Origin of the sequence: Tsukamurella sp. M9C, from assembly GCF_020169415.1 — a bacterium.
Lineage (GTDB): Bacteria > Actinomycetota > Actinomycetes > Mycobacteriales > Mycobacteriaceae > Tsukamurella.
Genome location: NZ_JAIULG010000048.1, coordinates 26,732 through 37,988 on the forward strand (window position 1 = coordinate 26,732; position 11,257 = coordinate 37,988).

General features: G+C 74.5%; 15 protein-coding genes and 1 pseudogene. 13 read left to right on the plus strand and 3 right to left on the minus strand.

The genetic code is table 11. The annotated features are described in order from the left end of the window. Positions 1-48: 48 nt before the first annotated feature. Positions 49-507, minus strand: a complete 459-nt coding sequence (locus LB823_RS19075; RefSeq protein ID WP_224650158.1) for a hypothetical protein — start codon at positions 505-507, stop codon at positions 49-51. 97 nt (positions 508-604) lie between these two features. After that, a complete protein-coding gene (locus LB823_RS19080; protein ID WP_224650161.1) occupies positions 605-1,792 on the minus strand; it encodes an FAD-dependent monooxygenase in 1,188 nt (395 codons plus the stop codon). 87 nt (positions 1,793-1,879) lie between these two features. Between LB823_RS19080 and LB823_RS19085 the strand changes: the two genes are divergently transcribed. From LB823_RS19085 to LB823_RS19145, 13 genes are all read left to right on the plus strand, one after another. After that, complete coding sequence (locus LB823_RS19085; RefSeq protein WP_224650162.1) at positions 1,880-2,761, plus strand: winged helix-turn-helix domain-containing protein; 882 nt, start codon at positions 1,880-1,882, stop codon at positions 2,759-2,761. Further along, on the plus strand, positions 2,758-3,585 hold the full coding sequence (truA, locus tag LB823_RS19090; RefSeq protein ID WP_224650163.1) for a tRNA pseudouridine(38-40) synthase TruA: 828 nt from the start codon (positions 2,758-2,760) through the stop codon (positions 3,583-3,585). Before LB823_RS19085 ends, truA begins: the two co-directional genes overlap by 4 nt. Positions 3,586-3,653: 68 nt before the next feature. After that, on the plus strand, positions 3,654-4,298 hold the full coding sequence (locus LB823_RS19095) for a DedA family protein (RefSeq protein WP_224650165.1): 645 nt from the start codon (positions 3,654-3,656) through the stop codon (positions 4,296-4,298). Between the two features lie 10 nt (positions 4,299-4,308). After that, positions 4,309-5,511, plus strand: a complete 1,203-nt coding sequence (locus tag LB823_RS19100) for a type VII secretion-associated protein (RefSeq protein ID WP_224650167.1) — start codon at positions 4,309-4,311, stop codon at positions 5,509-5,511. A gap of 17 nt (positions 5,512-5,528) precedes the next feature. Beyond that, a complete protein-coding gene (locus LB823_RS19105; protein WP_224650180.1) occupies positions 5,529-5,825 on the plus strand; it encodes a hypothetical protein in 297 nt (98 codons plus the stop codon). Beyond that, positions 5,825-6,127: a YbaB/EbfC family nucleoid-associated protein gene (locus tag LB823_RS19110; RefSeq protein WP_224650182.1), complete on the plus strand. Its 303-nt coding sequence runs from the start codon at positions 5,825-5,827 to the stop codon at positions 6,125-6,127. Before LB823_RS19105 ends, LB823_RS19110 begins: the two co-directional genes overlap by 1 nt. Positions 6,128-6,230: 103 nt before the next feature. Beyond that, positions 6,231-6,524 carry a hypothetical protein gene (locus LB823_RS19115; protein WP_374201355.1) on the plus strand — a complete coding sequence of 98 codons (294 nt, stop codon included), beginning with the start codon at positions 6,231-6,233 and terminating at the stop codon, positions 6,522-6,524. A gap of 2 nt (positions 6,525-6,526) precedes the next feature. Then, positions 6,527-7,900 (plus strand): WXG100 family type VII secretion target, encoded by a 1,374-nt coding sequence (locus tag LB823_RS19120; protein ID WP_224650188.1) that lies wholly within the window; start codon positions 6,527-6,529, stop codon positions 7,898-7,900. A gap of 88 nt (positions 7,901-7,988) precedes the next feature. Continuing rightward, positions 7,989-8,279, plus strand: a complete 291-nt coding sequence (locus tag LB823_RS19125; RefSeq protein WP_224650190.1) for a PE domain-containing protein — start codon at positions 7,989-7,991, stop codon at positions 8,277-8,279. Positions 8,280-8,281: 2 nt separating this feature from the next. Beyond that, positions 8,282-9,235, plus strand: coding sequence for a PPE domain-containing protein (locus tag LB823_RS19130; protein WP_224650192.1), 954 nt, complete (start codon positions 8,282-8,284; stop codon positions 9,233-9,235). Further along, positions 9,232-9,954 (plus strand): ESX secretion-associated protein EspG, encoded by a 723-nt coding sequence (locus tag LB823_RS19135; protein ID WP_224650195.1) that lies wholly within the window; start codon positions 9,232-9,234, stop codon positions 9,952-9,954. The genes LB823_RS19130 and LB823_RS19135 overlap by 4 nt, the downstream gene beginning before the upstream one ends. Before the next feature lie 69 nt (positions 9,955-10,023). Next, positions 10,024-10,323 carry a WXG100 family type VII secretion target gene (locus LB823_RS19140; protein WP_224650197.1) on the plus strand — a complete coding sequence of 100 codons (300 nt, stop codon included), beginning with the start codon at positions 10,024-10,026 and terminating at the stop codon, positions 10,321-10,323. 32 nt (positions 10,324-10,355) lie between these two features. Beyond that, positions 10,356-10,649, plus strand: coding sequence for a WXG100 family type VII secretion target (locus LB823_RS19145; protein WP_224650199.1), 294 nt, complete (start codon positions 10,356-10,358; stop codon positions 10,647-10,649). Between the two features lie 64 nt (positions 10,650-10,713). Here the strand turns inward: LB823_RS19145 and LB823_RS19150 are convergent. Next, a pseudogene (locus tag LB823_RS19150) lies at positions 10,714-11,257 on the minus strand (hypothetical protein); the annotation flags it as partial.

An 11,257-nucleotide genomic window follows, 5' to 3' on the forward strand; every position in this document is an offset into this window, starting at 1 on the left:
CAAGCCCGCCACCTGCATCGCAGGTGGCGGGCTTCGTCGTTCGGCGGGTCAGCGCGTCGTGGCGATCACGGCGTCGACGGTGGCGCGCACCTTGTCCGCCGAGACCCGCGGCAGGGTGAACCGCGCGAGGTAGGCCTCGTTCGTCACCCGCGACCAGTCGCAGGTGACGGCGATCAGCGACCCCGTCCCCTCCGGGGTGAACTCCCACGACCACTCGACGCCGACGGGCGGCTTCCCGCGCCCGGCGGGCAGCCACGCGATCCGCCGATCCGGTTCGAAGGCGGTGACGTGGTTGTCCACCGAGTACGGCCGCCCCTGCTCGTCGGTCATCTCCATGCCGAAGATCTGGCCGACGCCGGTGATCGTCTCGGGGCTGCCGTCGGAGACGCCGCGCAGCATCCCGGATCCGTCGGCCGCCGCGTGCACCGCGGGCCGGGCCAGCGCCGCGAAGAGCACGGCCGGCGGGACATCGGCGAACACGGTGACGGTCTGCGCGGTTTCGGTCATGGGCCCGACGCTACGCCGCTCACGATGTCGACTTCTGTGCATGCGGACGTGCGCTGGTGCACGCGCATAGCCGCAGAACCCGACATCGTGAGCCGCGTCAGGCGTAGGCGGGCAGATCGATGCCGTCGGCCTTCGCGAACTGCGCCGCCCAGATCAGCCGCATCGGCCACGTCATGGCCGTCCGGTACGTGAGGTCGCCGAGCGCGACGCCGATCCGGCCCATCGGCGCGAACCCGGCGGGGCTGCCCGGCGGCAGCTCCTGCGCCTTGGTCACGAACGGCCGCATCACCGCGTCGTACCGGGCCAGTGCGCGGGGGACGTCGCCGTCGGCGCGGCCCAGCTCGCCGGCGAGGACGTACGCGCCGACCAGCGCGAGGGTGGTGCCGAGCCCGGTGAGCGGGGTGGGGCAGTAGCCCGCGTCGCCGACGAGCGCGACGCGGCCGCGGGTCCAGCCGTCCAGCTTCACCTGCGCGAGGTCCTGGTACGCCCAGTCGTCCGCGGTCCGCATGGCGCCCAGCAGCTGCGGCGCGACCCACCCGATGTCGGCGAACTCCCGCTCGAAGAGCGCGAACTGCTCCTCGCGGCCCAGCCGCCGCGGGTCGGTGCCGCGGATCGCGAGCCCTGCCTTGACGGTGCCGTCGGTGCGCGACGGCCGGACCGAGACCACGCGGCCCCGGCGGCCGGTGTGCATGAGGTACCAGCCGCGGGTGTCCTCGTCGATGGTGGCGGTGAACCACGCGTACCGCAGGCCGATGGGCTCGAGCGCGGCGGCGTCGGGGCCGAAGGCGGCGCGGCGCACGGCGGAGCCGAGGCCGTCGGCGCCGATCACGAGGTCGAACTCCCGCACCGGTGCCTTCTCGAAAGTCACGCGGGCTGCCGCGCCGTCCTGCTCGATCGCGGTCACGGTGTCGTCCCACAGGTACTCGACGTCGTCGGGCACCGCGTCGACCAGCACCTCGGCGAGGTCGCCGCGCAGGATCTCGTGCGTGGACACCACGCCGTTGCCGCCGAAGGCCTCGACGGGCATGGTCGCGCCGCGGCGCCCGCGGCCGTCGACCTTGACGAGGCCGCGCTGGTCGAGCAGCCGCTCGGTGGTGGCGGGGCCGAGGCCGAGGCGGTCGATCACGGTGCGGCCGGCGCCGCGCAGGTCGACGGTCTGGCCGCCCGCGCGCAACGACGGTGCGCGTTCGACGATCGTCACGCGGTGGCCCTGGCGGGCGAGGAGGAGGGCGGCGGCGGGACCGGCGATGGACGCGCCGCTGATGAGGACTCGGAGCTGATTCATAGGGCGAACGTACGCCGTATCGAGTGCATCGCGCTACAGTGTTGACGTGGATGTTCACACGAAGTGCACTAGTGCATCGGGGCTCGGATGACGCGCGCCGAGGAGGTCGCGGCGGTGCTCCGCGAGCGCATCGCTTCGGGGAGGCTGCGGCCGGGGGACCGGGCACCGTCGACCCGGGCGATCATGCGCGATCACGGCGTGGCGATGGCCACGGCCTCGAAGGTGCTGGCCCTGCTGCAGGCCGACGGCCTGATCGACTCCGCCCCGGGCAGGGGGAGCGTGGTGCTGAGCCCGGACCGCCCGCGCGCCCCCGAGCTGACCGCCGCCGACGTGATCGCCGCGGCCGTCGCCATCGCCGACGCCGAGTCCCTGCAGGCCGTCTCGATGCGCCGGCTCGCTGCAGCGCTGGAGATCCCGACGATGGCCGTCTACCGCTACGTCCCCAGCAGCGACGAGCTGCAGTCGGCGATGCTGGACCGCGTGCTGGCGGAGCTGCCCATCCCGCCCCGCACCGCGGACTGGCGCGCCGACGTCGAGGCGCTGCTCCGCTCCCTGTGGGAGACCATGCAGGCCCACCCGTGGCTCGCCGCCGCGATGTCGATGACCCGGCCGGCGGTGCTGCCCGGCGCGATGCCGATGTCGGAGCACCTGCTCGCCGCCCTCCGCGCCGCCGGACTCAAGCAACGCGAGGCCTTCACCGAGTACCTCTGCCTGCTCAACCTGGTGCGCGGCCTGGGCGCGACGATCGAGCCCGAGCTCGCCGACCGCGCGGCGACGGGCGTCACCGAGGACGAGTGGATCGACACCCAACTCGACGAGCTGCGCGCCGCGGCACCCGCCGACCGGTTCCCGGTGATGGCGGAGATGCTGCACACGAGCTACCCGTACGACGCCGACGTACTGCTCGACACCGCGCTCACGCGCTACCTGGACGGCCTGGCGGCAGCGGTAGAGTCACGCGCGACATGACTCGCTACCGCCTCGACATCGCCTACGACGGCACCGACTTCAGCGGCTGGGCCCGCCAGCCCGAGCGCCGCACGGTGTGCGGCGTGCTGGAGGAGGCGATCGGCACGATCCTGCGCAGGCAGGTGCAGCTCACCGTCGCCGGCCGCACCGACGCGGGGGTGCACGCGACGGGCCAGGTCGCGCATTTCGACCTGCCGGACCCCGTCGTGCTGCCCGACGGCCTGGTGCGCCGCCTGGCGCGCATGCTCCCGCAGGACGTCCGGGTGACCGCGATCCGCATCGCCCCGCCGGAGTTCGACGCCCGCTTCTCCGCGCTGCGCCGCCACTACGAGTACCGCCTCACCGACGCCCCCTTCGGCGCGAACCCGCTGCGCGCCCGCGACACCGCGCCGTGGCGGCGGCCCGTCGACCTGGAGCGGATGCAGGAGGCGAGCGACCGGCTCCTGGGCCTGCACGACTTCGCCGCTTTCTGCCGCCGCCGCGAGGGCGCCACGACGGTCCGCGAGCTGCAGCGCTTCGCGTGGCGCCGCGACGCCGACGGGGTGTTCACCGCGGAGGTCTCCGCCGACGCCTTCTGCTGGTCGATGGTGCGCTCCCTCGTCGGGGCGGTCGCCGCGGTCGGGGAGGGCCGACGGTCCGCCGACTGGGTCGCCGGGCTCCTCGACGAGCGCGAGCGCTCGAGCGCCATCAACGTGGCCGCCGCCTGCGGGCTCACGCTGGTGCGCGTCGACTACCCCGCCGACGACGAGCTCGCCGAGCGCAACCTGATCACCCGCGAGAAGCGCGAGGTCGACGGCCGCTCCGGCGGCTGCTGCGGCGACTGACGGAGCTTGGGGCGACGTTCGCCCGGAGTTCATGATCGCGTCGTACGGCGCGTGGATACTCGGGTGATGTGAACCCCTTCGACGTCACCGGCTTCCTCGGCTCCGCGGGCCTCATCGGCCTGGTGCTGCTGATCTTCATCGAGACCGGTCTGCTGGTGGGCTTCATCTTCCCGGGGGATTCGATCCTGTTCACCGCGGGCATCTTCGCGGCGCAGCCCCAGCCCTTCGCGCAGCTGTGGCAGCTGCTGCTGTTCCTGCCGATCGCGGCGATCATCGGCGACCAGTGCGGCTACGCCCTCGGCCGGTACGCCGGCCCGAAGGTGATGCGCGGCAGGGTCATGAACTTCATCGGGCAGGGCCCCGTCGACAAGACGTACGCCTTCTTCGACAAGTACGGCCCGTTCACGGTGCTCTTCGCGCGGTTCATCGGCATCGTCCGCACGCTGGTCCCGGTGCTGGCGGGCTTCTCGAAGATGGACCACCGCAAGTTCACGCTGTTCTCGGTGCTCGGCTCGATCCTGTGGTGCGACGGCATCGTGCTGCTGGGCTACTTCCTCGGCGGCATCCCGCTGCTGCGTGACCACCTCGAGGTGCTGTTCATCGGCTCCGCGCTGACGATCATCATCCCCATCGCGATCACCGTGATCACCCGCCGCCGCGCCCGCAAGCGCGAAGCCGCCGAATCCGCCGCGGCGGAGCCCGTCACGCGTTAGTCTCCTCCGCATGATCGGGTTGGGGGACCCGGAGCGCATCGTCATCGACTGCGCGGGGGATGAGTGGTACGTACGCGGGCCGGACGGTGTCGTGCGGTCGACGGCCGCGCCGCCGGACGTCGACGAGTTCGTCGCGCCCGCCGTCGCGACGCGACAGTGGGCGCAGTGGCTGGCCGAGGCGGCGAGCGGTAGCGCACCGTCGCGCGCGTGGACGGTCCTGGCGCCCAGCGTCTTCGGCGCCCCGCGGCGCAGCCTGATCGCCGCGGCGGCCGCCTCGCTCGGGGTCGACGCCGCGGTGCTCCCGCGCGCGGAGGCCCTCGTCCGCGCCGCCGGCGTCCTCTACTGCCGACGCGCCCTCGTCCTCGAGTGCCGCGGTCCGGTGGCGCAGGCGCACGTTCTCGTCCTCGCCGACGGTGCCTGGCGCCCCGTCGCGTCCGCTTCCCACCCGGACCCGCTCCGCGCCGCGCGGAAGGTCTTCGGCGACGACGTCGACCAGGCCCTCGTCGACGGTCCGCCCGAGATCTACCACCGGGTCCGCCGTGCGCTGGCCACGGTCCACCTCTGGCGCGTCGTCCGGATCGAGCCGGAGCAGGTGCTCGCGCCGACCCCGGACCCGCGGCCCGCAACGGCACCGCCCGCGCCCGAGCCGGAACCGGAACACACACCCGGACAGCGCGGCCCGCGGCGCTGGCCGCTCGTCGCGGCGGGCGCGGGCACCGTCGGAGTGGTCGCCGCGGGTGCGGTGGCGTGCCTGCCCGGCGCTCCGCCGTCCGCGCCGGAACGTCCGGCGCCGCCGGCGGAGTCCTTCGTCCGCGTCGCCTTCGACGGTGCCTCCGTCGACCTGCCGCAGGGCTGGGCGGTCACCGAGCCGGGCCCGGACCGGCGGCTGGCGGTGGCGGACGACGGCCGCCGCGTCACCGTGGTGCGGACCCGGCTGCGGGCACCGTCGGACCTCGCGGCCGTCGCGGCCGACCTGGAATCGGCCCTCGCGCGACGGTCCGACGGCCGCATCACGGACCTCGACCCGAGCACTCTCGTCGGGGGCCGCGAGGTGATCGGCTACCGCGAGCAGATCGACCCGGAGCGGTTCGTGGACTGGTACGTCGTGGTCGCGGGGGCGGCGCAGCTGAGCGTCGGCTGCGAGGCGGGACGCACCGCGGCACCGCTGGCGGGCGCGTGCGAGCGCGCCGTCGGCACCGTGCGGGAGGAATGAAACATGAAGGGGGAGAGATGACCATCGCGACATCCACCAATGGCGGGGTGCGGGTGCGGGCCAACGATCAGGGGACGCCGTTGCACATCGCCATCGAGCGGACGGAGCTGCGGCGCGAGCCGCAGGACCTGGCCGACGCGATCGTGCGGCTGTGCCGGGAGGCCGCGGCCACTGCCGGCCTGCAGCGCCGGGCCGAACTGGAACGCGCCGGTGTGGGTCCGGAGGTGCTGCGTGCCATGCGACTTCCGGAGCCGGCCGCCGCGCCGGCACCCGACCGGGACGAGTCGGTCGGCACCTGGCTGCGGAGGGTCTGATGAGCGCCGAGATGGACCGCATCGAGGCCCGCGCGCACGAACAGCTCCGGGTGCTGCGCCGCACGAGCACGGAGCTCGACGCCGTCCGGGTCGTCGTCTCCAGCCCGGACGGCGCGATCCGCGTGGAGCTCGACGGGGTGTGCGCGCTCGTCGGGCTCACGCTGACCCCGGCGGCCTGCCGGTCCGACGGTGCCGTCCTCGGGCGGCGCATCGTCGACGTCTGCGCGGTCGCGGCGCGCGAGGTGCAGGCGCGCCGTGCCGCGGTGATGGAGCGCTTCCACACGGACTTCGCGGTGAGCTGATCCGAGGAATCGGGATCCGATCCCCGCGCTGGTGCGTCCAATTCATGAGGGCCTTGCGCACCGGGCCCGCTGTAGACGATGGGGGAGAGCAATGTTCTTGGCGGTGAATTCGGCGATCTCGGCCTTCGGGGCGGCCAACGCCGGTATCGGAGCGGCGGTCGCGACGGCGGGATCGGTGGACGCGGCGGCCAACGTCGCGGCGCTGAACCCGGCGCTCGGCCTGATCGGGCAGGACTTCCTCGCGGCCTTCACCGCCGCGCAGGCGGTCCACGTGGAGTCCGTCGCGGAGCTGGCCGTCCTCTACGGCGGGATCGCGGCGTCCTCGGCCGGCACGGTCGCCGCGTACGGCCTGACCGAGGCGGGCAACGTCGCCGGGCTGGGCTCCGTGGGGATCTGACGGTGGCCGATCCCGTAGGGGTACCGGTCGCGCCGGACACCGCGCTCGATCCCGCGATCCGCGCGCTCCTGGACCGGCCCGTCAACGAGGTGCTCGCCGCGCTCGGACTGCCGCCGGTGCCCACGGCGCCGGAGAAGCCGCCGCAGCAGGAACTCCCGGCGGCGCCCAAGGGGGTGCCCGAGGCCCCGCAGGTCCCCGGCTTCGACGTCGCGGGCCTGGTCAAGCCGATGACGGACCTGCTGTCGACGTTCGGCTCGGGCAGCTTCGAGGGGCTCGATCCGTCGGCGGCGCTGTCCGGCGCGTCGAAGGCTCTGGAACAGGGTGCCTCGATGGGGATGCAGGCGATCAGCCAGCTGTCGTCGGTGTGGCAGGGGCCCGCCGCCACGGCCGCGACGGGCAAGGGCGTCGAGGCGGCGACCGGCACGGGTCTGGTGGCGGAGCAGGGCGCCGAGCTGTCGACCGCGGTCGGCGAGGCCGCGACGGTCGTCGGCACCGGCGAGGCCGAACTGCAGGCGATCATCGACTCCTTCATGGCGGTGATCTCGGCGCTCGGCCCGTCGCTGTGGCTCCCGCCCGGCCAGGCAGCGGCCGTCGCCGCCGCGCAGGAGCACCTGGCCCACGCGACGGAGGTCGTGGCGCGCACCAAGAGTCAGCTCTCCGGGCTCAGTGCCCAGGTGGGGGCCGCCGGCCGCAAGGTGCCGGTCGCCACCCCGCCCACGACGGCGGCCACCGCGGCAGCGCAGGCCGCCGCCTCGATCATTCCCGGCGTCGTCTCCGCCGCGACCGGGGCGGTGACGGCCGTCGGCAAGCTCGCGACCGACACGGTGTCCGGCGCGGTGAAGACCGCCGTCGGCGTCGCGACCTCCGCGGGCGAGGCCCTGAGCGGGCTCGCGGAATCCGCGACGGAGACCGAGGACGACGCCGCGACGAGCACGGAAACGACCGCCACGGACGACTTCCCGTCCGCGGCGACGCTCACGGGCGGCGGCACCGGCGGGGGCGGCTCCGGCACGGGCGGCGTCGGCGTCGGCGGGCTCGGTTCCGGCGTCGGCGCCGCGGCCACGTTGTCGCAGCCGCAGTCCGCCGCGCCGGCGGCCCGCACCCCGCTGGTGGAGGGTGGTGCCCGGACGGTGCCGGCGTCGTCGGACGTCGTGTCGCGCGGAGGCATGGCGGCTCCGATGATGCCGATGAATGCCGCGGGAGCGGCGGGCGCCCGCGGCGCGTCGGCCGGCGACCACGCCGTGCCCGACTACCTCGTCACCAGCGACAACGGGGAGAGCGTGCTCGGTGATCTGCCGCTGGTCGGCCCGCAGGTGGTGGGCGACGCGCTACCGGCGGAGCAGTACGACGAGCCGGACGTGGAACTTCGTCTCTGAGAGGCGGAACCGTACCGGGAGCCGGTGCGTCTAATGGATAGGGACTACTTCGGGGGGAGTGCACATCGTGTCCGGTAGCAAGCTGAGCATGGATCCGCAGGAGGCGCGGGAGATCGCCCGCGGCATCGAGCGGATCGTGGAGGATTTGCGCGGCGCGCAGAAGCGCTTCGAAGCGCACGCCGCACCGGCCGCCACGGGCCGGGACGAGGTCTCGCAGACGGTGGCCCGTACTGCGCAGCGCATGGGGGAGAACCAACTCCGCGCAGCGGAGACCGCGGTCGCGGATCTGCGGCGCCTCGGCGAGGCGGTGTCGCGGCACGTCACCACCGTGCAGCGCGGCGACGCGGAGCTCGGCACCACCCTCGGCCTGGTGGTCTGAGCGTGCTCCGCGATCCGGGTTTCACCGGCGTCGACTGGGCAGCCCGCACCACGGAGCGGCTCGCGGGCGACCTGCTGGGCGGGGCGGGCGCACAGCCGCTCACCACCGCCGCGCAGGAGACCGCCCGTCTCGCGTCGGCGTACGGCACGGCCGCCGTCCAGCTCGACCGACTCGTGGTCCGGCTCGACGGCGCGGTGGACCTGGGTCGTGAGGAGTCCGACGTGCGTCGCACCGGCCCGCTGCCGGAGTACGCGCGATGGCTCGCCCGGCACGCCGCGGATCTCGCGGAGTACGCGGCCAAGCTCGCCGGGCAGGGCGCGGCGTACGAGACCGCGGCCCGTGCGATGCCGTCGGTCGCGGACGCCGCCCGGATCCGCACGGACCGCGAGAACGCTCAGGCCGCTGCGGCGGCGGGCGGTGCCGAACCCGCGGTCGCCGCCCTGGTCGGTGCCGCTGCGGATTCCGAGCGCGTCGAGCAGCAGGCGCACGGCACCGCCGCGGCGGTCATGGCAGGCTTCGAGCGGGCCGCGGAACCGCTGCGCGCGCCGTGGGAGTTCGCCGCACCTCCGAAGGTGCCGGGATCACGCACGAAGCCGCCGAAGGACAAGGGAACGGGCGGATCGGGAACGAGCCGCGGTGCGGGCGGAGGCGGAGTCGGAATGCCGGCGCCCGCGCTCGGAGCATTCCCGATCGGAGCGCTGCAGCGCGACCAGGGCGGCACCGGAACGACGCCCGCGCCGACGTCGAACACCACGTCGCCCGCCGGCCGCGGTATCCCGATGATGCCCGCCGGCATGATGGGCGCGGCCGGCGCCGCGGCCGCGGCGAAGCACGCGGCGCAGCCGACGGGCGCGGTGCCGTCCGAGGGGATCGACGACGAGGCCGACGCTTTCGTGGTCCACGCCGCGCCCGCGGTGCTCGGCGCCCACGGCGAGTCCATGGTGGAGGAGCCGTGACCGCCCACGCGGTGGCCGCGCTCAGCGCGCGGTTCGGCACCGAGGTGCCGCCGGTGCTGTGGACGCCGCCCGACCCGCGGCGCGCAGTCGCTCCCGTCGCAGACGCGGCGCCCCAGGCCGAGCTCGACGCCGACGAGTCCACCGCCCTGGGCGTGCTCGCCGCGCCGCAGGTGCGGATCGAGGCCCGCGCCACGGGCGCGCTGTTCACCCGGCTGTGCCTGGCCAGGTCGGGCCACCTCACCGCGCGAGTGGTGCGCGCGGCGGGCACCGCCACAGTCGACCTGCCGCACTGCGACGGCTCCGCGGATCGGCTGGCGACGCTCGTCGCGCCGGTCCTGGGGCCGGGTGCTCCCGCGGATCCCGCTGTTGCGGCGTCCTTTCCGGCAGAGGCCGGGCGGGCGGCGCTGCGGGCGGGCGACGCGGGGGAGATCGGCGCCGCGCTGCGCGCGATCGGGGTCGACGCGGATGCGGCGCGGCTGATCGGGCGGGTCTTCGCGCGCTCGCAACGCAGCGTCGAATTCACGGTGCACGCGGGCGATCACCGCTGTGCGGCGGTGGTCGCGGTCATCGACTCGCCCACCGGGCGGGTCGTGGTGCGGACGGCGAGCGAGCCGGGCGCGGGGGCGTGGATCTCCGTCGCCGAGGGCAGCGCGCACCGCATCGGCAGGGCGCTGCGGCGCGCCTGCGAAGAACTTCCGGGGGGCGGCTGGACGCCGTGACCGGGGACGGCGCGCACCATCCGGGTGCGGGCCGACGGTGCCGGCACGTCCGGCGGGAGGAGTTGTGACATGGCAGGGACCAAGGCCGAACTCGCGGCGATGAAGACCGGCGCCGACACGCTGGACGACCTGGGGGCGCAGATGAAGGCGACCCTGAGCCAGCTGCGCGGTGACGTGGAGGCGACGCAGGGGGTGTGGGCCGGTGCGGCACAGGTCGCCTTCCTCGGCGTGATGGCGCGGTGGGACGAGAGCGCGGCGAAGGTCAACACCGCGCTCGTCGACATCAGCACGATGCTCTCGGGCAACACCGCGAGCTACCGCGCGCAGGAGGAGGAGAGCACCTCCACCATCACGGCACTCAGCCTCTGACCGCATCCGAGAGACATAGGGGGACTACAAGCATGAGCGACATGATCCGATACGACTACGCCACCATCCGGGGCGCGCTGGACGACATCGCGCAGCGCACCACCGTGCTGATTCAGCAGGCCGACGCGATCCGCACCGAACAGAACAAGTTCGCGACCGCGTGGGAGGACCCCGAGTCCGCGACCGCCTACCAGGCGGTGCAGACGCGGTGGAACACCGGCTTCGAGGACATCAACGACCTGCTGACGCGGGTCAAGACCGCGGCCGAGAACGCCGTGGTGTCCATGCAGCAGACCAACTCCAAGGCCGCGGCGGGGTGGCAGTAGCCGCACCACCGCACGCGAGCGGGCCCGGCAGCCTTCCGGCTGCCGGGCCCGCTCGTCTTCCGCGCTACGCGACGAGCCGCAGCGTCGCCGCGCCACCGTCGGTGCGCACGGTGAGCATCCCCGGCAGGGGCTGGCTGAGGACGACGTCGGCCTCGGTCACGGGAGAGATCCCGGCCTGCTCGATCCGCCACACCGTTCCCGAGGGCTCCACCGCGCCCGGGGTCAGTCCCGCGGCGGTGCCGTCGAGCACCGTCACCGTGTAGTCGCCGGGGCCGAGCTCCGCGAGCTGCTGCGGGTAGCGCCAGCCGGAGATCCACAGGTGGCGAGGCGATCCCACCCAGTTCACGAGCGGCTGCCACATCGCCGGCCGGCCCGTCACGATCAGCACCCGCGCACCGGTGGCGACGGCCCGTTCCACGAGCTGACGCGCCGGATCGTCGGCCACGGCGGCCCAGACGGTGCGCACGCCCCGGCCGTGCAGCCGCGCCGCGACCGGTCCTCCGGGCGCGTCCGAGCCGAGGATCTGGCCGCAGCCGCCGAGCGGGACGTGCACGGCCCCGAGCGCGTCCTGCGGGCCGGTGGCCTCGTGATCGCCGCGCCGCCCGGCC